This is a genomic window from Streptomyces sp. NPDC031064 (genome assembly GCF_055570965.1).
Window position 1 is genome coordinate 505,845 of sequence record NZ_JBVIGF010000002.1, and the last position, 20,707, is coordinate 526,551.

22 protein-coding genes are annotated in these 20,707 nt (G+C 70.0%); 18 read left to right on the forward strand and 4 right to left on the reverse strand.

Annotation, left to right across the window (positions count from 1 at the left end; all coding sequences use genetic code 11):
* Nucleotides 1-38: 38 nt before the first annotated feature.
* From prfA to ACZ46W_RS09115, 17 genes are all read left to right on the forward strand, one after another.
* Nucleotides 39-1,118 carry a peptide chain release factor 1 gene (prfA, locus tag ACZ46W_RS09035; RefSeq protein WP_468333695.1) on the forward strand — a complete coding sequence of 360 codons (1,080 nt, stop codon included), beginning with the start codon at nucleotides 39-41 and terminating at the stop codon, nucleotides 1,116-1,118.
* Nucleotides 1,119-1,183: 65 nt separating this feature from the next.
* A complete protein-coding gene (prmC, locus tag ACZ46W_RS09040; protein WP_366127359.1) occupies nucleotides 1,184-2,029 on the forward strand; it encodes a peptide chain release factor N(5)-glutamine methyltransferase in 846 nt (281 codons plus the stop codon).
* A 28-nt stretch (nucleotides 2,030-2,057) separates the two neighbouring features.
* Nucleotides 2,058-2,705 (forward strand): L-threonylcarbamoyladenylate synthase, encoded by a 648-nt coding sequence (locus tag ACZ46W_RS09045; RefSeq protein WP_468333699.1) that lies wholly within the window; start codon nucleotides 2,058-2,060, stop codon nucleotides 2,703-2,705.
* The gene (locus ACZ46W_RS09050; protein ID WP_366127357.1) at nucleotides 2,702-3,340 is read left to right on the forward strand and encodes an arsenate reductase/protein-tyrosine-phosphatase family protein; all 639 of its coding nucleotides are present in this window, start codon (nucleotides 2,702-2,704) and stop codon (nucleotides 3,338-3,340) included. The genes ACZ46W_RS09045 and ACZ46W_RS09050 overlap by 4 nt, the downstream gene beginning before the upstream one ends.
* Nucleotides 3,341-3,416: 76 nt before the next feature.
* Nucleotides 3,417-4,670 (forward strand): serine hydroxymethyltransferase, encoded by a 1,254-nt coding sequence (locus ACZ46W_RS09055; RefSeq protein ID WP_468333703.1) that lies wholly within the window; start codon nucleotides 3,417-3,419, stop codon nucleotides 4,668-4,670.
* Between the two features lie 106 nt (nucleotides 4,671-4,776).
* On the forward strand, nucleotides 4,777-6,096 hold the full coding sequence (locus ACZ46W_RS09060) for an undecaprenyl/decaprenyl-phosphate alpha-N-acetylglucosaminyl 1-phosphate transferase (protein ID WP_468333706.1): 1,320 nt from the start codon (nucleotides 4,777-4,779) through the stop codon (nucleotides 6,094-6,096).
* A 263-nt stretch (nucleotides 6,097-6,359) separates the two neighbouring features.
* Nucleotides 6,360-6,797 (forward strand): hypothetical protein, encoded by a 438-nt coding sequence (locus tag ACZ46W_RS09065; protein ID WP_366127354.1) that lies wholly within the window; start codon nucleotides 6,360-6,362, stop codon nucleotides 6,795-6,797.
* Nucleotides 6,798-7,022: 225 nt separating this feature from the next.
* Nucleotides 7,023-7,832: a F0F1 ATP synthase subunit A gene (atpB, locus tag ACZ46W_RS09070; RefSeq protein ID WP_468333710.1), complete on the forward strand. Its 810-nt coding sequence runs from the start codon at nucleotides 7,023-7,025 to the stop codon at nucleotides 7,830-7,832.
* A gap of 78 nt (nucleotides 7,833-7,910) precedes the next feature.
* On the forward strand, nucleotides 7,911-8,153 hold the full coding sequence (atpE, locus tag ACZ46W_RS09075) for an ATP synthase F0 subunit C (protein ID WP_290111532.1): 243 nt from the start codon (nucleotides 7,911-7,913) through the stop codon (nucleotides 8,151-8,153).
* A 42-nt stretch (nucleotides 8,154-8,195) separates the two neighbouring features.
* Nucleotides 8,196-8,741, forward strand: a complete 546-nt coding sequence (locus ACZ46W_RS09080; RefSeq protein ID WP_366127352.1) for a F0F1 ATP synthase subunit B — start codon at nucleotides 8,196-8,198, stop codon at nucleotides 8,739-8,741.
* On the forward strand, nucleotides 8,738-9,553 hold the full coding sequence (locus tag ACZ46W_RS09085; protein ID WP_468333714.1) for a F0F1 ATP synthase subunit delta: 816 nt from the start codon (nucleotides 8,738-8,740) through the stop codon (nucleotides 9,551-9,553). The genes ACZ46W_RS09080 and ACZ46W_RS09085 overlap by 4 nt, the downstream gene beginning before the upstream one ends.
* Before the next feature lie 127 nt (nucleotides 9,554-9,680).
* Entirely contained in the window at nucleotides 9,681-11,279 is a 1,599-nt protein-coding gene (atpA, locus tag ACZ46W_RS09090; RefSeq protein WP_366127350.1) for a F0F1 ATP synthase subunit alpha, read from the forward strand.
* A gap of 20 nt (nucleotides 11,280-11,299) precedes the next feature.
* Nucleotides 11,300-12,217, forward strand: coding sequence for a F0F1 ATP synthase subunit gamma (locus ACZ46W_RS09095; RefSeq protein WP_468333718.1), 918 nt, complete (start codon nucleotides 11,300-11,302; stop codon nucleotides 12,215-12,217).
* A complete protein-coding gene (atpD, locus tag ACZ46W_RS09100; RefSeq protein WP_382665980.1) occupies nucleotides 12,217-13,659 on the forward strand; it encodes a F0F1 ATP synthase subunit beta in 1,443 nt (480 codons plus the stop codon). Before ACZ46W_RS09095 ends, atpD begins: the two co-directional genes overlap by 1 nt.
* A 153-nt stretch (nucleotides 13,660-13,812) precedes the next feature.
* Nucleotides 13,813-14,187, forward strand: coding sequence for a F0F1 ATP synthase subunit epsilon (locus ACZ46W_RS09105; protein ID WP_073754366.1), 375 nt, complete (start codon nucleotides 13,813-13,815; stop codon nucleotides 14,185-14,187).
* 128 nt (nucleotides 14,188-14,315) lie between these two features.
* Nucleotides 14,316-14,786, forward strand: a complete 471-nt coding sequence (locus tag ACZ46W_RS09110; RefSeq protein WP_468333723.1) for a DUF2550 domain-containing protein — start codon at nucleotides 14,316-14,318, stop codon at nucleotides 14,784-14,786.
* Nucleotides 14,787-14,824: 38 nt separating this feature from the next.
* Nucleotides 14,825-15,538, forward strand: a complete 714-nt coding sequence (locus ACZ46W_RS09115) for a 4'-phosphopantetheinyl transferase family protein (RefSeq protein WP_468333725.1) — start codon at nucleotides 14,825-14,827, stop codon at nucleotides 15,536-15,538.
* Here ACZ46W_RS09115 and ACZ46W_RS09120 read toward each other — a convergent pair whose 3' ends face one another.
* The 3 genes from ACZ46W_RS09120 to ACZ46W_RS09130 all read right to left on the reverse strand — a co-directional run bounded on the left by ACZ46W_RS09120 (nucleotide 15,539) and on the right by ACZ46W_RS09130 (nucleotide 19,388).
* Nucleotides 15,539-17,398, reverse strand: a complete 1,860-nt coding sequence (locus ACZ46W_RS09120) for a glycosyl hydrolase family 18 protein (RefSeq protein ID WP_468333727.1) — start codon at nucleotides 17,396-17,398, stop codon at nucleotides 15,539-15,541.
* 125 nt (nucleotides 17,399-17,523) lie between these two features.
* The gene (locus ACZ46W_RS09125) at nucleotides 17,524-18,192 is read right to left on the reverse strand and encodes a response regulator (protein ID WP_468333730.1); all 669 of its coding nucleotides are present in this window, start codon (nucleotides 18,190-18,192) and stop codon (nucleotides 17,524-17,526) included.
* Nucleotides 18,189-19,388, reverse strand: a complete 1,200-nt coding sequence (locus ACZ46W_RS09130; protein ID WP_468333733.1) for a sensor histidine kinase — start codon at nucleotides 19,386-19,388, stop codon at nucleotides 18,189-18,191. Before ACZ46W_RS09130 ends, ACZ46W_RS09125 begins: the two co-directional genes overlap by 4 nt.
* A gap of 151 nt (nucleotides 19,389-19,539) precedes the next feature.
* Between ACZ46W_RS09130 and ACZ46W_RS09135 the strand changes: the two genes are divergently transcribed.
* Nucleotides 19,540-20,121: a hypothetical protein gene (locus ACZ46W_RS09135; RefSeq protein WP_468333736.1), complete on the forward strand. Its 582-nt coding sequence runs from the start codon at nucleotides 19,540-19,542 to the stop codon at nucleotides 20,119-20,121.
* Between the two features lie 13 nt (nucleotides 20,122-20,134).
* On the opposite strand, the gene ACZ46W_RS09140 is transcribed toward ACZ46W_RS09135, so the two are convergent.
* A complete protein-coding gene (locus tag ACZ46W_RS09140) occupies nucleotides 20,135-20,707 on the reverse strand; it encodes a cob(I)yrinic acid a,c-diamide adenosyltransferase (protein WP_468333739.1) in 573 nt (190 codons plus the stop codon).

Here is a 20,707-nt window from a genome sequence, read left to right on the forward strand (position 1 = left end):
TTCCACAGCAGCCATTTCGCGAAACCAGGAGCCCGAAGATGTTCGAGGCGGTCGAGGAACTGATCGGCGAGCACGCCGATCTCGAGAAGAAGCTTGCCGACCCGTCGGTCCACGCCGATCAGGCCAACGCCCGCAAGCTCAACAAGCGCTACGCCGAGCTGACCCCCATCGTCGCCACGTACCGCTCCTGGAAGCAGACCGGTGACGACATCGAGACCGCCCGCGAGCTGGCCGCCGACGACCCCGACTTCGCCGCCGAGGTCAAGGAGCTGGAGAAGCAGCGCGAGGAGCTGACCGACAAACTGCGGCTGCTGCTCGTCCCGCGCGACCCCAGCGACGACAAGGACGTCATCCTGGAGATCAAGGCGGGCGCGGGCGGCGACGAGTCCGCCCTGTTCGCCGGCGACCTGCTGCGCATGTACCTGCGGTACGCCGAGCGTGTCGGCTGGAAGACGGAGATCATCGACGCCACCGAGTCCGAGCTCGGCGGCTACAAGGACGTCCAGGTCGCCGTGAAGACCAAGGGCGGCAACGGCGCCACCGAGCCCGGCCAGGGCGTCTGGGCGCGGCTGAAGTACGAGGGCGGGGTGCACCGCGTGCAGCGCGTGCCCGCCACCGAGTCCCAGGGCCGTATCCACACCTCCGCCGCCGGTGTCCTCGTGACGCCCGAGGCCGAGGAGATCGACGTCGAGATCCACGCCAACGACCTGCGCATCGACGTCTACCGGTCCTCCGGCCCCGGCGGCCAGTCCGTCAACACCACGGACTCCGCCGTACGCATCACCCACCTGCCGACCGGCATCGTCGCCTCCTGCCAGAACGAGAAGAGCCAGCTCCAGAACAAGGAGCAGGCCCTGCGTATCCTGCGCTCCAGGCTGCTCGCCGCCGCCCAGGAGGAGGCCGAGAAGAACGCCGCCGACGCGCGCCGCAGCCAGGTGCGCACGGTCGACCGGTCCGAGAAGATCCGGACGTACAACTTCCCGGAAAACCGGATCTCGGACCACCGGGTCGGCTTCAAGGCGTACAACTTGGACCAGGTGCTCGACGGGGAGCTCGACGCGGTGATCCAGGCGTGTGTCGACGCCGACTCCGCCGCGAAGCTCGCCGCCGCGCAGTGAACACCGCAGTAGCACCGCAGTAGTACCGGAGTAATACAGCAACCCGCCCAGCCCGGAGGACCAGCGTGAACCTGCTGCTTGCCGAGGTGGCCCAGGCCACCCAGCGGCTGGCCGACGCCGGCGTGCCGTCACCGCGCTTCGACGCGGAGGAGCTCGCCGCGTTCGTGCACGGCGTCAAGCGGGGAGAGCTGCACAACGTCAAGGACGCGGACTTCGACGCCCGCTACTGGGAGGCAGTCGCCCGCCGCGAGGCCCGCGAGCCGCTCCAGCACATCACCGGGCGGGCGTTCTTCCGCTACCTGGAGCTCCAGGTGGGGCCCGGCGTCTTCGTGCCGCGCCCCGAGACCGAGTCGGTCGTCGGGTGGGCCATAGACGCCGTACGGGCGATGGACGTCGTCGAGCCGCTGATCGTCGACCTGTGCTCCGGCTCGGGCGCCATCGCGCTCGCCATGGCCCAGGAGGTGCCACGTTCGCGCGTGCACGCCGTGGAGCTGTCCGAGGACGCGCTGGTGTGGACCCGCAAGAACGCCGAGGGGTCCCGGGTCACCGTCCACCAGGGCGACGCCCTCACGGCGCTCCCCGAGCTCGACGGCCAGGTCGACCTGGTCATCTCCAACCCCCCGTACATCCCCCTCACCGAGTGGGAGTACGTCGCGCCCGAGGCCCGCGACCACGACCCGGAGATGGCGCTCTTCTCCGGCGAGGACGGCCTCGACACCATCCGCGGCATCGAACGCACCGCCCACCGGCTGCTGCGCCCCGGCGGCCTCGTCGTCGTCGAGCACGCCGACACCCAGGGCGGCCAGGTGCCGTGGATCTTCAACGAGGAGGCCGGCTGGGCGGACGCCGCCGACCACCCCGACCTGAACAACCGCCCGCGCTTCGCGACCGCGCGCAAGGCGATGCCATGACGAAGAACGTGTACGAGGAGGCCCGCTGATGGCACGGCGATACGACTGCAACGACGCGACCGACCGCACGACGGGCCTCCGTGAGGCCGCGTCCGCCGTCCGCCGCGGCGAGCTCGTCGTCCTCCCCACCGACACCGTGTACGGGATCGGTGCCGACGCCTTCAGCCCGGAGGCCGTCGCGGACCTGCTGGAGGCCAAGGGGCGCGGCCGCAACATGCCCACCCCCGTCCTGATCGGCTCGCCGAACACCCTGCACGGCCTCGTCACGGACTTCTCCGAGCAGGCCTGGGAGCTCGTCGACGCCTTCTGGCCGGGCGCCCTGACGCTGGTCGCCCGGCACCAGCCGTCGCTCCAGTGGGACCTCGGCGACACGCGCGGCACCGTGGCGATCCGGATGCCGCTGCACCCGGTCGCCATCGAGCTGCTCACCGAGGTCGGCCCGATGGCCGTCTCGTCGGCCAACCTGACCGGCCACCCGTCGCCGGAGGACTGCGACGCCGCGCAGGGCATGCTCGGCGACTCCGTCTCCGTGTACCTGGACGGCGGTCCGACGCCGGGCATCGTCCCGTCGTCGATCGTCGACGTCACCGGCAAGGTCCCGGTCCTGCTGCGCGCGGGCGCCCTGTCCGTGGAGGAGCTGCGCAAGGTGGTACCCGACCTCGAGGTGGCCAATTGACCGCCCCTGAGGGGCGTGGCATAGGCACGGAGAGCTCGTTCCGCATCCTCCACGTCAGCACCGGCAACGTCTGCCGCTCGCCCATCACCGAGCGGCTGACCCGCCATGCCTTGTGCGACCGCCTGGGCGACCCGATGGGCGGCGGCCTGATCGTGGAGAGCGCCGGCACCTGGGGCCACGAGGGTGCCCCCATGGAGGCCAACGCCGAGATCGTCCTCGCCGACTTCGGCGCGGACGCGAGCGGCTTCGTCGGCCGTGAGCTGCTCGACGAGCACGTCATCCGCGCCGACCTGGTCCTGACGGCGACCCGCGACCACCGCGCCCAGGTCATCTCGATGGGCCACAGCGCGGGGCTGCGCACGTTCACCCTGAAGGAGTTCACCCGCCTCGTACGGGCGATAGATCCGGCGACTCTCCCGGACCCCCTCAGCGACGGCATGGTCGAACGCGCCCGCGCCCTGGTCCGCGCTGCCGCCGCCCTCCGCGGCTGGCTCCTCGCCCCCAGCGCGGAAGCGGACGAGGTCAACGACCCCTACGGCGCGCCGATCACCTTCTTCCGCTCCATCGGCGACGAGATCCAGCAGGCCCTGGACCCGGTGGTCACGGCCCTGACGGGGGTCTCGGCCAAGCGTTGAGCGGTGTTCCCGCGCGGTGGTGTGGTGGCGGGCCTACATTGGGGGTGACGGGGCCCGCCCACGCATGGAGCCACTGATGCCGGTCACCGCTGCTGCCGCCGATGTGCGTGACGTCGATGCCCTGCGTCGGCAGGATCCCGAGATCGCCGACGTGCTCGCGGGGGAGGAGCGGCGGCAGGCCGACAGCCTGCAGTTGATCGCCGCCGAGAACTTCGCCTCGCCCGCCGTGCTCGCCGCCCTCGGGTCGCCGCTCGCCAACAAGTACGCCGAGGGGTACCCCGGCGCCCGGTACCACGGCGGGTGCGCGTACGTGGACGCCGCCGAGCGGATCGCCGTGCAGCGGGCCACCGCGCTGTTCGGGGCCGATCACGCGAACGTGCAGGCCCACTCGGGCTCCTCCGCCGTCCTCGCGGCGTACGCGGCGCTGCTGCGGCCGGGGGACACCGTGCTGGCGATGGGGCTGGCGTACGGGGGGCACCTGACGCACGGGTCGCCGGCGAACTTCTCCGGCCGCTGGTTCGACTTCGTCCCGTACGGCGTGGACGCCGAGTCCGGGCTCATCGACTACGAGCAGGTCCGCGTCCTCGCGCACGAGCACCGCCCGAAGGCGATCGTATGTGGCTCGATCTCATACCCCCGGCACATCGACTACGCCGAGTTCCGCGAGATCGCCGACGAGGTCGGGGCGTGCCTGATCGCCGACGCGGCTCACCCGATAGGGCTCGTCGCGGGCGGGGCGGCGCCCAACCCCGTGCCGTACGCCGACGTCGTCTGCGCGACCACGCACAAAGTGCTGCGCGGACCGCGCGGCGGGTTGCTGCTCTGCGGGAGCGAGCTCGCGGAGCGCATCGACCGGGCGGTGTTCCCGTTCACGCAGGGCGGCGCCCAGATGCACACCATCGCCGCCAAGGCGGTGGCGTTCGGCGAGGCGGCGACGCCGGAGTTCGCGGCGTACACCCATCGGGTGGTCGCCAACGCCCGCGCGCTGGCCGACGCGCTCGCCCAGGAGGGCTTCGCCATCACCACCGGCGGCACCGACACCCACCTGATCACCGCCGACCCGACACCCCTGGGCATCGACGGACGCGCCGCCAAGGCCCGCCTCGCCGCCGCCGGCATCGTGCTGGACACCTGCGCCCTGCCGTACGGGGACGGGCGCGGCATCCGGCTGGGCACGGCCGCCGTGACGACCCAGGGCATGGGCGCCACGGACATGGAGCGGATCGCCGCCCTGTTCACGGCGGCGCTCCAGGAGGGCGAGGAAGTGGCCGGGAAGGTCCGTACCGAGGTACGTGAACTGGCCGAGCGATTTCCACCGTATCGGGGGTAGAAGAGCGTCCGTGCAACCGCCGGCGGCGGACGTGTGTCCTCAAGCATGGGGACGGCAGAGCTAGGGTGTGGGGCTGAGATGGCCAGCGATTCCTGTGGGGCAGCCCGTGCGTGATTACCTGCTGACGCTCTGTGTCACGGCCGCGGTGACCTATCTGCTGACCGGTCCGGTGCGGAAGTTCGCCATCGCGGCCGGAGCGATGCCGGAGATCCGCGCCCGCGACGTGCACCGAGAACCGACACCACGGCTCGGCGGCATCGCCATGTTCTTCGGGCTGTGCGCGGGACTGCTGGTCGCGGACCACCTGACCAACCTCAACAGCGTCTTCGAGCTGTCCAACGAGCCGCGCGCGCTGCTCTCCGGCGCCGCCCTGATCTGGCTGATCGGTGTCCTGGACGACAAGTTCGAGATCGACGCCCTGATCAAGCTCGGCGGCCAGATGATCGCCGCGGGCGTGATGGTCATGCAGGGCCTGACGATCCTGTGGCTGCCCATCCCGGGCATCGGTACGGTCGCCCTGACGCAGTGGCAGGGCACGCTGCTGACCGTCGCCCTGGTCGTCATCACCATCAACGCGGTGAACTTCGTCGACGGCCTCGACGGCCTGGCCGCCGGCATGGTGTGCATCGCCGCCGCCGCGTTCTTCCTGTACGCCTACCGCATCTGGTACGGCTTCACCATCGAGGCGGCCGCCCCGGCGACGCTGTTCGCCGTGATCCTGATGGGCATGTGCCTGGGCTTCCTGCCGCACAACATGCACCCGGCGCGGATCTTCATGGGTGACTCCGGCTCGATGCTGATCGGCCTGGTGCTGGCCGCCTCCGCGATCTCGATCACCGGCCAGGTCGACCCCGACGCGCTGAAGATCTTCGAGGGCTCGACCCGTGAGGCCACGCACGCCGCGCTGCCGGTCTTCATCCCGCTGCTGCTGCCGCTGACCATCATCGCGATCCCGGTGGCCGACCTCGTGCTGGCGATCGTGCGCCGGACGTGGAACGGCCAGTCGCCGTTCGCGGCCGACCGGGGGCACCTGCACCACCGGCTGCTGGAGATCGGCCACTCGCACAGCCGTGCCGTGCTGATCATGTACTTCTGGTCGGCGCTGATCGCCTTCGGGACGCTGGCCTACTCGGTGCACTCGGCGTCGATGTGGATCGTGCTGGTGATCGTCGCGCTGAGCGCGATCGGGCTGGTGCTCCTGCTGCTGCCGCGCTTCACGCCGCGCGCCCCGCGCTGGGCGGAGGCCTTCGTCCCGCCGCGCTACCGCCGCCGGAAGGTGCGGCCGGCGGTCGCGGAAGCGGTGCCGTCGTCCGCGTACGAGGAGGAGACCGAGCGCGTACCGGTCCCGGCGGGAGTCAACGGGGCGACCGCCCTCAGTGCCCTTCCCGAGCTCCACGACCGGCGGAAGGCCGGAACGCCCGGTTGACGAACCGCCCAGCCGGAGCCTTTACCAGACAAACCGATCCGCTGTCTTGCACACACGCGCAGGGTCACTCTCATGTGTGAGAGTTGGCACACCCCCGGGTAAAGACCTCATCAAATAGTTTGTGATACCGTTCACGAGACCCGGCGACAGAGCCGAAGGACCGTAGTGCGACGGTTCCTCGGCCCCCGAGAGCACGCCTCGGACCGGGCTTACGCTCGTCCATGACGACACCACTGCCCCCACCAGCAAGCGGAGATGCCGCCATGCCGTCCAACGACGCACGCACCCTGCTGTACGCCGCCGTACCCACGCTCGCCACCGGCGCTGTCGCCACCGTGGTGAGCGGTGTGGTCGCCGGCGGCAAGGGCGCGATCGGCGCCGTGGCCGGCACGCTCGTGGTCGTCCTCTTCATGGGGATCGGGCTGGTGGTGCTCCAGCGGACGGCCAAGTCTCTGCCGCAGCTCTTCCAGGCCATGGGGCTGATGCTCTACATGGCTCAGTTGCTACTGCTGTTCATGTTCATGGCCCTGCTCAAGAACACCACGCTGTTCGACTTCAAGGCCTTCGCCTTCACGCTGCTCGCGGCGACCATCGTCTGGGTCGCGGCCCAGGCCCGCGCCTACATGAAGGCCAAGATCCTCTACGTGGACCCCGCCTCCGAAAAGGGCTCGAAGCCCGAGAAGACGGGGCCGTCGACGTGAGGAGTAGGGCCGGGATAAACGCGCGTTCGCGATGCTGCTATCGTCCGGTGCCAACTGCGGCACTGCGGGCGCGGCCATCCGAGCTGACGCCTGTCCCAGCGCGAGGCTCGACGCCGAACCGCCGCCCCCCCATCCGTAAGACCAGTCCAGTGCCGACCCGCGGCTGCGTGCCGCGCCGACACAACGAGGTTGCCGTACCTATGCGCCACGCTGAAGGAGCCCGCGGTGAGTGCTGACCAGACGCTTGCCTTCGACCCGAGCTGTCACATCTTCTCCGGATGCGGCTTCCCGGCGCCGGGCCTCCACACGTTCATGTACGAGCCCATCGCCACCGTGGCCGGCTTCGAGTTCACGAAGCCGATGCTGCTGGCCCTCCTGGGCTCGATCGCGATCGTCGTCTTCTTCTGGGCCGCCTTCGCCAAGCCGAAGCTGGTGCCCGGCAAGGTGCAGATGATCGGTGAGGCCGGGTACGACTTCGTCCGCCGCGGCATCGTCTACGAGATCATCGGCAAGAAGGACGGCGAGAAGTACGTCCCCTTCATGGTGTCGCTGTTCTTCTTCGTCTGGATCCTGAACCTCTGGTCGATCATCCCGCTCGCCCAGTTCCCGGTCACCTCGCTGATCGCCTTCCCGGCCGGTCTCGCCCTGGTCGTCTACGTGATGTGGGTCAGCCTGACCTTCAAGAAGCACGGCTTCGTGGGCGGCTGGAAGAACATCCTCGGCTACGACAAGAACCTCGGCCCGATCCTCCCGATGGTCATGGCGCTGGAGTTCCTCTCCAACCTGATCATCCGGCCCTTCACGCACGCGGTCCGGCTCTTCGCGAACATGTTCGCCGGCCACATGCTGATCGTGATGTTCTCGCTGGCCACCTGGTACCTGATGAACGGGTTCGGCTTCGTCTACGCCGGTGCCTCCTTCGTGATGGTCGTCGCGATGACCGCCTTCGAGCTCTTCATCCAGGCCGTCCAGGCGTACGTCTTCGTCCTCCTGGCCTGCAGCTACGTACAGGGCGCGCTCTCCGAGCACCACTGAGCCAGCCCCTCCCAAAAGACCCCCAGTCATCCGGTGGCCAACCCCCACCGGGTCATTGAAAGAGAAGGAAGATCCGGCATGTCCGTTCTCCAGACCCTCGCCGCCGAGAACACCGTCTCCGGCAACATGAACGCTGTTGGCTACGGCCTCGCGGCCATCGGCCCCGGCGTCGGCGTCGGCATCATCTTCGGTAACGGCACCCAGGCCCTCGCCCGCCAGCCCGAGGCGGCCGGTCTGATCCGTACCAACCAGATCATGGGTTTCGCCTTCTGTGAGGCGCTCGCCCTCATCGGCATCGTCATGGGCTTCGTCTTCCAGTAAGCCGGAACCGACAGCCCAACCCCTTTCACGGAAGGCACTGATGTGAACGCTCTGTTCCTTGCGGCGGCGGAGGAGCCTCAGCCTCCTATCGTCCCGCATCTCGACGAGCTCGTCATCGGCCTGATCGCCTTCGTCATCGTCTTCGCTTTCCTCGCCAAGAAGCTCCTCCCGAACATCAACAAGGTTCTGGAGCAGCGCCGCGAGGCGATCGAGGGCGGCATCGAGAAGGCCGAGTCGGCCCAGATCGAAGCCCAGAGTGTGCTGGAGCAGTACAAGGCTCAGCTCGCCGAGGCCCGCCACGAGGCCGCGCGGCTGCGTCAGGAGGCGCAGGAGCAGGGCACCGCGATCATCCAGGAGATGAAGGCGGAAGGCCAGCGCCAGCGCGAGGAGATCATCGCGGCCGGCCACGCCCAGATCGAGGCCGACCGCAAGGCCGCGGCGACCGCGCTGCGCCAGGACGTGGGCAAGCTCGCCACCGACCTGGCCGGCAAGCTGGTCGGCGAGTCCCTCGAGGACGTCGCCCGCCAGAGCCGCACCATCGACCGCTTCCTCGACGAGCTCGAGGAGAAGGCCGAGGCCGCCCGATGAACGGAGCGAGCCGCGAGGCACTGGCTGCCGCGCGCGAGCGTCTCGACGCGCTGACCGACAACACGTCGGTCGACGTGGCGAAGCTCGCCGGTGAGCTGGCCGCCGTTACCGCGCTGCTCGACCGCGAGGTGTCGCTGCGTCGGGTCCTGACCGACCCGGCGCAGGCCGGTGAGGCCAAGGCCGACCTGGCCACGCGACTGCTGAGCGGTCAGGTGGGCGGGGAAGCCGTCGACCTGGTCTCCGGCATGGTCCGGTCCCGCTGGTCGTACTCGCGTGACCTCGTCGACTCCCTCGAGGAGCTGGCGAACACCGCGGACCTCACCGCGGCGCAGCAGGCCGGCGCGCTCGACGACGTCGAGGACGAGCTGTTCCGGTTCGGCCGGATCGTCCAGTCGAGCACCGAGCTGCGGGCCGCGCTGACCGACAAGGCGGCCACCGCGTCCGCCAAGGGCGAGCTGCTGCGCAGCCTGCTCGGCGGCAGGGCCAATCCGGCCACCGAGCGACTGATCGTCCGTCTTGTTACCCAGCCCCGGGGACGTAGCCTGGAAGCGGGACTCGAGTCCCTGTCCAAGCTCGCCGCGGCGCGCCGGGACCGGATGGTCGCGGTCGTCACCTCGGCGGTGCCGCTGAGCGACCAGCAGAAGCAGCGCCTCGGCGCCGTGCTGGCGAAGCTGTACGGCCGCCAGATGCACCTGAACCTGGACGTGGACCCCACGGTCCTCGGCGGGATCTCGGTGCGGGTCGGCGACGAGGTCATCAACGGCACGGTCGCAGGCCGCCTCGACGAGGCTGCCCGGCGTCTGGCCGGCTGACCAGCACCAACTCAACAAGCGTTACCTACGGCCCGGTTGGGCCGTGCAGAGGATGCAGAAGTTCTGGGGGGAGCCCCCAGATCCCCCAAAGAAACTTCGGGCCCAACAAGGAGAGCAGGGAACCCAGATGGCGGAGCTCACGATCCGGCCGGAGGAGATCCGGGACGCGCTGGAGAACTTTGTCCAGTCGTACAAGCCGGACGCGGCCTCGCGCGAGGAGGTCGGTACGGTCAGCCTTGCCGGCGACGGCATCGCGAAGGTCGAGGGTCTGCCCTCGACCATGGCGAACGAGCTGCTGAAGTTCGAGGACGGCACCCTCGGCCTCGCCCTCAACCTCGAGGAGCGCGAGATCGGTGCCATTGTCCTCGGTGAGTTCAGCGGCATCGAGGAGGGCCAGCCGGTCACCCGCACCGGCGAGGTCCTGTCCGTCGCTGTCGGCGAGGGTTACCTGGGCCGGGTCGTCGACCCGCTCGGCAACCCGATCGACGGTCTCGGCGAGATCGCGACCGAGGGCCGCCGTGCCCTCGAACTGCAGGCACCCACGGTCATGCAGCGCAAGTCGGTGCACGAGCCGATGGAGACCGGCTACAAGGCCGTCGACGCCATGACCCCGATCGGCCGTGGTCAGCGCCAGCTCATCATCGGTGACCGTCAGACCGGCAAGACCGCCCTGGCCGTCGACACGATCATCAACCAGCGCGACAACTGGCGCTCGGGCGACCCGAAGAAGCAGGTCCGCTGCATCTACGTCGCCATCGGCCAGAAGGGCTCCACCATCGCGTCCGTGCGCGGCGCGCTGGAGGAGGCCGGTGCCCTGGAGTACACGACCATCGTCGCCGCCCCGGCGTCCGACCCGGCCGGCTTCAAGTACCTGGCGCCCTACACCGGCTCCGCCATCGGTCAGCACTGGATGTACCAGGGCAAGCACGTCCTGATCATCTTCGACGACCTGTCGAAGCAGGCCGACGCCTACCGTGCCGTCTCCCTCCTGCTGCGCCGCCCGCCGGGCCGCGAGGCCTACCCGGGTGACGTCTTCTACCTGCACTCGCGTCTGCTGGAGCGCTGCGCCAAGCTCTCCGACGACATGGGCGCCGGTTCGATGACGGGTCTGCCGATCGTCGAGACCAAGGCCAACGACGTCTCGGCGTTCATCCCCACCAACGTCATCTCCATCACCGACGGCCAGTGCTTCCTGGAGTCCGACCTGTTCAACGCCGGTCAGCGTCCGGCCCTGAACGTCGGTATCTCGGTCTCCCGTGTCGGTGGCTCCGCCCAGCACAAGGCGATGCGCCAGGTCTCCGGCCGGCTGCGCGTGGACCTCGCCCAGTTCCGTGAGCTGGAGGCGTTCGCCGCCTTCGGTTCCGACCTGGACGCCGCGTCGAAGGCCTCGCTGGAGCGCGGTAAGCGCATGGTCGAGCTGCTGAAGCAGCCCCAGTACCAGCCGATGCCGACCGAGAACCAGGTCGTCTCCGTCTGGGCCGGCACCACGGGCAAGATGGACGACGTCCCGGTCGCGGACATCCGCCGCTTCGAGTCGGAGCTGCTGGACTACCTGCACCGCGAGCACAAGGGGCTGATGACCTCGATCCGCGAGGGCGCGAAGATGTCCGACGACACCCTCACGGCCGTCGCCGACGCCATCGCCGCGTTCAAGAAGCAGTTCGAGACGTCGGACGGCAAGCTGCTGGCTGAAGACGCCCCGGCCGCCGTCAACGTCTCGAAGTGACGACGGAAGGGACCTGACTCATGGGAGCGCAGCTCCGGGTCTACAAGCGTCGCATCAAATCCGTCACGGCGACCAAGAAGATCACCAAGGCGATGGAGATGATCGCCGCCTCGCGCATCGTCAAGGCGCAGCGCAAGGTGGCGGCCTCCACGCCGTACGCGACCGAGCTCACCCGCGCGGTCACCGCGGTGGCCACCGGGTCGAACACGAACCACCCGCTGACCACCGAGACGGACAACCCGACCCGGGCCGCCGTCCTGCTCATCACGAGCGACCGCGGTCTGGCCGGCGGCTACTCGTCCAACGCCATCAAGGCCGCGGACCAGCTCACCGAGCGGCTGCGCGGCGAGGGCAAGGAGGTCGACACGTACATCGTCGGCCGCAAGGGTGTCGCCTACTACGGGTTCCGTGAGCGCAAGGTCGCGGACTCGTGGACCGGCTTCACCGACAGCCCGAGCTACGCGGACGCCAAGGCGGTCGCCGCGCCGCTCATCGAGGCCGTCACCAAGGAGACGGCCGAGGGCGGGGTCGACGAGCTGCACATCGTCTTCACGGAATTCGTGTCGATGATGACGCAGACGCCCGTGCAGAACCGGATGCTCCCGCTCAGCCTGGAGAAGGCGGCGGAGGAGACGGGGAGCAAGGGCGAGATCCTTCCGCTGTTCGACTTCGAGCCGTCGGCCGAGGACGTCCTCGACGCCCTGCTGCCGCGGTACGTCGAGAGCCGTGTCTACAACGCGCTGCTTCAGGCCGCCGCTTCCGAGCACGCTGCCCGCCGCCGCGCGATGAAGTCGGCGACCGACAACGCCGGAGACCTGATCAACAGCCTCTCCCGGCTTGCCAACGCGGCCCGCCAGGCCGAAATCACCCAGGAAATCAGCGAGATCGTCGGTGGCGCGAGCGCCCTGGCCGACGCGACCGCGGGGAGTGACAAGTAATGACCACCACTGTTGAGACGGCCACGGCGACGGGCCGCGTCGCGCGGGTCATCGGCCCGGTCGTCGACGTGGAGTTCCCCGTCGACGCGATGCCGGAGATCTACAACGCGCTGCACGTCGAGGTTGCCGACCCGGCCGAGGACGGCAAGAAGAAGACGCTGACCCTGGAGGTCGCCCAGCACCTGGGTGACGGCCTGGTCCGCACCATCTCGATGCAGCCCACCGACGGTCTGGTCCGCCAGGCCCCGGTGACCGACACGGGCAACGGCATCACGGTGCCGGTCGGCGACTTCACCAAGGGCAAGGTGTTCAACACCCTCGGTGAGGTGCTGAACGTCCCCGAGGAGAACGCCAACGTCGGTGAGCGCTGGCCGATCCACCGTAAGGCCCCCGACTTCGACCAGCTCGAGTCCAAGACCGAGATGTTCGAGACCGGCCTGAAGGTCGTCGACCTTCTCACCCCGTACGTCAAGGGTGGAAAGATCGGTCTGTTCGGTGGTGCCGGTGTCGGCAAGACCGTGCTGATCCAGGAAATGATCATGCGTGTCGCCAACCTCCACGAGGGCGTCTCCGTCTTCGCGGGCGTCGGCGAGCGCACCCGTGAGGGCAACGACCTCATCGCGGAGATGGAAGAGTCCGGCGTTCTGGACAAGACCGCCCTGGTCTTCGGCCAGATGGACGAGCCCCCGGGCACCCGTCTGCGCGTCGCCCTGGCCGGTCTGACCATGGCGGAGTACTTCCGCGATGTGCAGAAGCAGGACGTGCTCTTCTTCATCGACAACATCTTCCGGTTCACCCAGGCCGGCTCCGAGGTGTCCACCCTGCTCGGCCGTATGCCGTCCGCGGTGGGTTACCAGCCGAACCTGGCCGACGAGATGGGTCTGCTGCAGGAGCGCATCACCTCGACGCGTGGTCACTCGATCACCTCGATGCAGGCGATCTACGTCCCCGCGGACGACCTGACCGACCCGGCCCCGGCCACCACCTTCGCCCACCTCGACGCGACGACGGTTCTCTCCCGTCCGATCTCCGAGAAGGGCATCTACCCGGCCGTGGACCCGCTGGACTCCACGTCCCGGATCCTGGACCCGCGCTACATCTCCGAGGACCACTACGCCGCGGCCACCCGCGTCAAGGGAATCCTCCAGAAGTACAAGGACCTCCAGGACATCATCGCGATCCTCGGTATCGACGAGCTGGGCGAGGAGGACAAGCTCGTTGTCCACCGTGCCCGTCGCGTCGAGCGCTTCCTGTCCCAGAACACCCACGCCGCCAAGCAGTTCACCGGCGTGGACGGTTCGGACGTGCCGCTCGACGAGTCGATCGCCGCGTTCAACGCGATCTGCGACGGTGAGTACGACCACTTCCCCGAGCAGGCCTTCTTCATGTGCGGTGGTCTTGAGGACCTCAAGAAGAACGCCAAGGAGCTCGGCGTCTCCTGAGTCCCGTGACTCGTGAGGGGGGCGGGCACGCGTCCCGCCCCCCTTCGTACGCCCCGTTTGACCGAGGGACCCCGGCGTTTCCACGCCGGGAGCCCTACTAGACTTATGACCCAACACCCGGCACACGCCGGGTGGTGACCCGAGGAGCCACCCTTGGCTGCTGAGCTGCACGTCGAGCTGGTCGCCGCGGACCGGAGTGTCTGGTCCGGCGAGGCCACCCTGGTCATCGCGCGCACCACCTCCGGCGACATCGGCGTCATGCCCGGCCACCAGCCGCTGCTCGGTGTGCTGGAGTCGGGCCCGGTGACCATCCGTACGAGTGAGGGCGGGACTGTCGTCGCCGCCGTGCACGGCGGTTTCATCACGTTCGCCGACAACAAGCTGTCGCTGCTCGCCGAGATCGCCGAGCTGGCGGACGAGATCGACCCCCAGCGCGCCGAGCGTGCGCTGGAGCGCGCGAAGGCAGAGTCGGACGCCGCCGCCGAGCGGCGCGCCGAGGTCCGGCTGCGCGCGGTAGCGGTGCACTGACGCACCGCGCCGACAGTTGTGCCCTCAGCCGCGGCCCGGTCTGGAATCATCCAGACCGTGCCGCGGCTGAGGTCGATGCAGGTGCAGGTTGTATTCCTTGAACGAACGATGCGAGGAGGTCGGTGGAGATGTTCCTCGCTCTGCTGGTGAGCGCCCTGGTCGTCGCGCTGGTGGTGATCGGTCTCTTCGTGTTCGGACTGCGCCGGCGGCTGATCCAGCGCTCCGGCGGCACCTTCGACTGCAGCCTGCGCTGGAACGTGCCGGAGGACGGTGACGCTGCCCCTGGCTCCGCCGGGAACCCCACCGGCAAGGGGTGGGTGTACGGCGTCGCCCGCTACAGCGGCGACCGGATCGCCTGGTTCCGTGTCTTCTCGTACGCGCCCCGTCCCCGCCGGGTCCTGGAGCGCTCCGGCATCGAGGTGCTGGCGCGCCGGATGCCCGAGGGCGAGGAGGAGCTGGCGCTGCTCTCCGACTCGGTGGTGCTGGGCTGCCTGCACCACGGGCGCCACCTGGAGCTGGCGATGAGCGAGGACGCGCTCACCGGCTTCCTCGCCTGGCTGGAGGCGGCGCCTCCCGGGCAGAGGGTCAATGTGGCGTGAGCCCTGGGATACCCCGGGTTTCGGCGGGGGAGTGCCATGTGTGGATCGCCGACGCCGTCCGCGTACCGTCGCCCGCCCTGCTGGCGCTGCTCGACGCGCGTGAGCGGGCCCGCCATGATTCGCTGGTACGGGAGCCGGACCGCGCGCTGTACCTGACGGCTCACGCCCTGCTGCGCCAGGTGGTGGCCGGGCAGCTCGGGGGCTCGGCGCGCGAGGTGCGGTTCACCCATGTGTGCCGCAACTGCGACCGGCCCGAGCCGCACGGGAAGCCGGGGCTGGTGGGGTCGCCGCTGGAGGTGTCGCTGTCGCACTCGGGGGACCGGGTGGCGGTCGCGCTGTCGCTCGCGGGGCCGGTGGGCGTCGACATCGAGCAGGTCGCGCGCGAGGTGGTGGACCTTCCCGAGGTCGTGCTGGCGGCGCCGGAGCGCGAGGAGCTGGAGCGGTTCCCGGCGGCGGAGCGGCCGCGGGCGTTCACCCGCTACTGGGCGCGCAAGGAAGCGGTGCTCAAGGCGACCGGTGACGGGCTGATGGTGAACCCCGCGCTGCTGACGGTGAGCGCGCCGGGTGCGCCGGCCGCGCTGCTGGAGTGGCGGGAGCGGGCGGAGCCGCACCGGCCGGTGCGGCTCCATGACGTCGACGCGGGTGACGGCTACCGGGCAGCGGTCGCCGTCCTGGGTGACGGGTGCCGTGTGGTGCGGCACGAGGTGGGGTACGGCGGGGACGGCACCCTGGGCCGGCCCCGCCGTGGGTGACTACTTCAGGCCGTTGCTGATGGCGCCCACCAGCTCGCCGTTCGCGGTGTCACCGCTGAACTCCCAGAAGAACGCGCCGCCCAGGCCCTGGTTCTTCGCCCAGCCCATCTTGGACGTGACGGTGGCCGGGGTGTCGTAGCTCCACCAGTTGGTGCCGCAGTGCGCGTACGCCGTGCCGGCGACCGTGCCGTTGGCGGGGCAGGTGTTCTTGAGCACCTTGTAGTCCTCGATGCCCTGCTCATAGGTGCCCTGGGCCGGTCCCGTCGCGGTGCCGCCCGGCTCCTTCTGGGTGACGCCGGTCCAGCCGCGGCCGTAGAAGCCGATGCCGAGGAGCAGTTTGGCCGCGGGGACGCCCTTCGCCTTGAACTTGGCGATCGCGTCGGCGGAGTTGAAGCCCTCCTGCGGGATGCCGGGGTAGGAGGTGAGCGGGGAGTGCGGGGCCGTCGGGCCCTTCGCGGCCCAGGCGCCGAAGAAGTCGTACGTCATCACGTTGTACCAGTTGACGTACTGCGCGGCGCCGCCGTAGTCGGCCGCGTCGATCTTGCCGCCGGAGGAGGCGTCGGCCGTGACGGCGGCGGTGACCAGGTTGTTCGCACCGAACTTGGCGCGCATGGCCTGCATCATGTTCTTGAAGGCCGCCGGGCCGCTGGTGTCGCAGGACAGGCCGCAGGCGTTGGGGTACTCCCAGTCCAGGTCGATGCCGTCGAAGACGTCGGCCCAGCGCGGGTCCTCGACCAGGTCGTAGCACGACTGGGCGAAGGCGGCGGGGTTCGCCGCGGCCTGGCCGAAGCCGCCGGACCAGGTCCAGCCGCCGAACGACCACAGCACCTTGATGTGCGGGTACTGGGCCTTGAGCTTGCGGAGCTGGTTGAAGTTGCCGCGCAGCGGCTGGTCCCAGGTGTCGGCCTTGCCGTCGACGGACTGCTCGGCGGTGTAGGCCTTGTCGTAGTCGGCGAAGGCGTCCCCGATGGTGCACCTGCCGTTCTGGACGTTGCCGAAGGCGTAGTTGATGTGCGTGATCTTCGACGCGGAGCCGGAGGTCACCAGGTTCTTGACGTGGTAGTTGCGCCCGTAGACGCCCCAGTTGGTGAAGTACCCGAGGTTGATCTTGGAGCCGGGGGCCGGGCCGGGGCCGGGGTCGGTGCCGCCGCCGGTGGTACGGACGGCGCGGGTGCCGCTGACCGGGCCGGTCTGGTCGGCGGTGTCTCGGGCCTGGACGGTGTAGGAGTAGTCGGTCCCGGCGGTCAGGCCGGTGTCGGTGTACGTCAGGCCGGTCACCGTGGCGACCTTGGTGCCGCCGCGGAGCACGTCGTAGTTCTTGACGCCCTTGTCGTCGGTGGCGGCGGTCCAGGTCAGCTTCACCGAGGTGTTGGTGATGTCGGACGCGGACGGGGTGCCGGGTGCGGAGGGCGGGGTGTCGCCGGGGACGCTGCCGCCGTCGCAGGAGCCGCCGTTGAGCTTGCAGCCGGAGGGGGATCCGGTGCCGGTGCCGTTGAACCCGAAGGAGACGGTGGCGCCGGGGGCGAGGGTGCCGTTCCAGCCGACGTTCTTGGCGGTCCAGTGGGTGCCGCTGTTGGTGACGGTCGCGTCCCACGCGGAGGTGACCGACGTGCCGGAGGGGAAGTCCCACTCGACGGTCCAGGAGGAGAGGGTGGTGGTACCGGTGTTCTTCACCGTCCACTTGCCCTCGAAGCCGGAGCCCCAGTCGGAGACCTTGGTGTACGTGGCGGTCGCCGATGCGGCGGCCTGGGCGGGGGAGGCGAGGCCGACCATGGCGGCCAGGGGGAGCAGCAGGGCGGTGAGTCCGGCCGTGGCTCTCGCCCGGAACCCGGTTCTGCGCGGAAGTGCTTGAGTGCTCAACGGTGCTCCTCAAGTTGCGGACGGACAAGGTGGGGGTCGGTTGAGTCCGTGAAAGGTGCGCGCCGTGAGCGTAGGAAGGTCTGGACCAATCGTCAATAGGTCCAGACCATAGGTGTGCCGTTTGTTCAGACACCCAACTCCTGGGCGAGCACCGCCGCTTGCACCCTGCTGCGCAGCTCCAGCTTCCCCAGCAGCCGGCTCACATGGGTCTTCACCGTCGCCTCCGCCATCTCCAGGCGTACCGCGATCTCCGCGTTCGACAGCCCCTGCCCCAGGCAGGACAGCACCTCCCGCTCCCGCCGCGTCAGCGCGTCGAGCACCGACGGGTCGGGCGCGTTCTCCGCCCGCACCGGCCTCGTCGGCGCCGCGAACTCGGCGATCAGCCGGCGCGTCACCGCCGGGGCGATCAGGCCCTCGCCGCGCGCCACCGTCCGTACCGCCTCGATCAGGTCCTTGGCGTCCGTGTTCTTCAGCAGGAACCCGGACGCCCCGGCGCGCAGCGCCCCGAAGACGTACTCGTCCAGGTCGAACGTCGTCAGCACCAGCACGTCGGCGAGGGACTCGGCCACCACCTGCCGGGTCGCCGACACCCCGTCCAGCCGGGGCATCTGAACGTCCATCAACACCAGGTCCGGCCGCAGCTCACGGGCGAGGCGCACCGCCTCCTCCCCGTCCCCGGCCTCGCCGACCACCTCGATGTCGGGCGCGCTGCCCAGGATCAGGACCAGCCCGGCGCGCACCGAGCTCTGGTCCTCGGCCACGAGTACGCGCACCCGTGGGGTGGTTCCGGTCATGCCGACGGCTCCTTGTCGTCCTCCGCCACGGGCAGCTCCGCCCGTACCCGCCAGATCTTCTCGCCCCGCTCCTCGACCGGCCCCGCCTCGAACACGCCGCCCAGCAGCGCGATCCGCTCCCGCATCCCCACCAGACCGGCCCCCGACCCGGGCGCGCGCGGACCCGGCCGGGTGCCGAAGGGGCTGGTCACCTCGACGGTCAGGGCGTGGTCGGCGGAGTGCAGCGCGACGGTCACCTCGCCCGCGTCCGCGTGCTTGAGCGTGTTCGTCAGCGACTCCTGCACGATCCGGTACGCCGCGAGTTCGACCGGCGCGGGCAGCTCCGTGTCCGGCGCCCGGCCGTCGACCAGCGTGAACGTCAGGCCGCTCGCCGAGCCGTTCGCCCCGGCCTGCCGCACCAGGGCGTCCAGGCCGTCGAGCGTCGGGGCGGCGGCCGGCTCGTCGTGGCCGCTGCTGTCGCGCAGCAGGCCGATCAGCCGGCGCATCTCGGCCAGGCCGTCGACGCTGTTCTCGCGGATGACGCCCAGCGCGTCCCGGGACGTCTTCGGGTCGTCCAGCGACAGCGCGGCGGTGGAGTGGATGGCGATCGCCGACAGGTGGTTGGCCACCATGTCGTGCAGCTCCCGCGCCATCCGGGAGCGCTCGGCGATCACCGCCTGGCGGCGGTCCATCTCGGCCAGCAGCGCGGTCTGCTCGGCGCGCAGCCGGGCCGTGTCGGCGGCCTGCCGGTGATTGCGCACCACGGCGCCCGTGATGGCCGGGAAGAACGTGATCAGCGCCGTGACCACACCGATCAGCAGCGCCTCCGGCTTCCGGAACCAGGCCAGGAACCCGAGCGTCACCGCGATGGTGATCAGTCCCGTGGTGACGGGAATCCGTCGGGCGGAGGCGGGCGGCCCGTACACCACGGCGGCGTACACGATGTCGGCGAACATCACGACCGTCAGCAGGTTGCCCCGGGTGAACTGGTCCGCGACGACCGCGACCGTCCCGGCGAGCAGCGCCGTACGCGGCATGGTCCGCCGCAGCAGCGCCAGCGCGGTCATCGCGAACAGCGGCACCAGCACCACCGGCCCGTCGGGCAGCCCGGTGCCCGGGCCCTGCGTGTACAGCCCGAACGACCACAGCAGCAGGCCGCAGGCCAGCCCGGCGGCGGCGATCAGCGCGTCGTCGCGATGCGTACGGGGGAGTCTCACGTCTCCATCCAACACGCTGCGCGCGGCCGGGACGTCCACGCGCGGTCGGAGCGCGGAGTACATCGAAAGATGCAGTACGGGTTCGTCACCGGCGACGACGAATCGGCGCCCGGCGGCCCGGAGGCTGGAGGGGAACCGAAGGGAGAGCGACGTGGTCGTCACGCTCATCGTGGTCTGTGAGGTCGGCTTCTGGGTGTTGCTGGCCGCCGGGCTCGCCACCCGTTACCTGTGGAAAATGCCCCGCACGGGCGCGGCGCTGCTGCTGTGCGAGCCGCTGCTGGAGGTCGTCCTGCTGGTCGTCACCGCGATGGACCTCAAGAACGGCGCCGAACCGAGCTGGAAGCACGGGCTGGCCGCGCTGTACATCGGCTACACCGTCGGCCACGGCCACCGCACGGTGAAGTGGCTCGACGGCCACGCCGCCCACCGCCTCGGCGGCGCCCCGCGCCCGGCGGGCCCGCCCCGCTACGGCATGGCCCGCGCCCGCCACGAGGGCCGCATCTGGCTCGGCACCCTCGTCGGAGCGGTCACGGCCACCGTCCTGCTGTGGCTGGCCATGCTGTACGTGGGCGACGCGAGCCGCACCGGTTCGCTGGAGAGCTGGATGCACGCGGCGTGGCGGACGGCCGGCATCCACGGCCTGATCGCCCTTTCGTACGCGATCTGGCCGAGGAGGGCCCCGGACGAGCCGGTCACCGAGGAGCGTGAACCGGTCCGGGTGGAGCGCCGCTAGCGCCCCGCCGGGCTCAGCGCTCCCCGCCCGGCACCCACAGCACGTCGCCGACCTCCTTGTTGGCCGTCCGGGCCAGGATGAACAGCAGGTCGGACAGCCGGTTCAGGTACGTCGCCGTCAGGGGGTTCATCGTCTCGCCGTGGACCTCCAGCGCGGCCCACGTCGAGCGCTCGGCGCGGCGCACGACCGTGCACGCCTGGTGCAGCAGCGCCGCTCCGGGCGTGCCGCCGGGGAGGATGAAGGAGCGGAGCTTGTCCAGGCCCTCCAGGAACCGGTCGCAGTCCGCCTCCAGCTTGTCGATGTACGACTGCTCGACCCGAAGCGGCGGGTACTTCGGGTCCTCCACCACCGGGGTCGACAGGTCCGCGCCCACGTCGAACAGGTCGTTCTGCACGCGGACGAGGACCTTGACGACCTCCTCGTCGAGGTGGCCCAGCGCGATGGCGGTGCCGATGACGGCGTTCGCCTCATTGGCGTCGGCGTACGCCGCGATCCGCAGGTCCGTCTTGGCGGTCCGGCTCATGTCGCCGAGTGCCGTCGTGCCCTTGTCGCCGGTGCGGGTGTAGATGCGCGTCAGATTGACCAT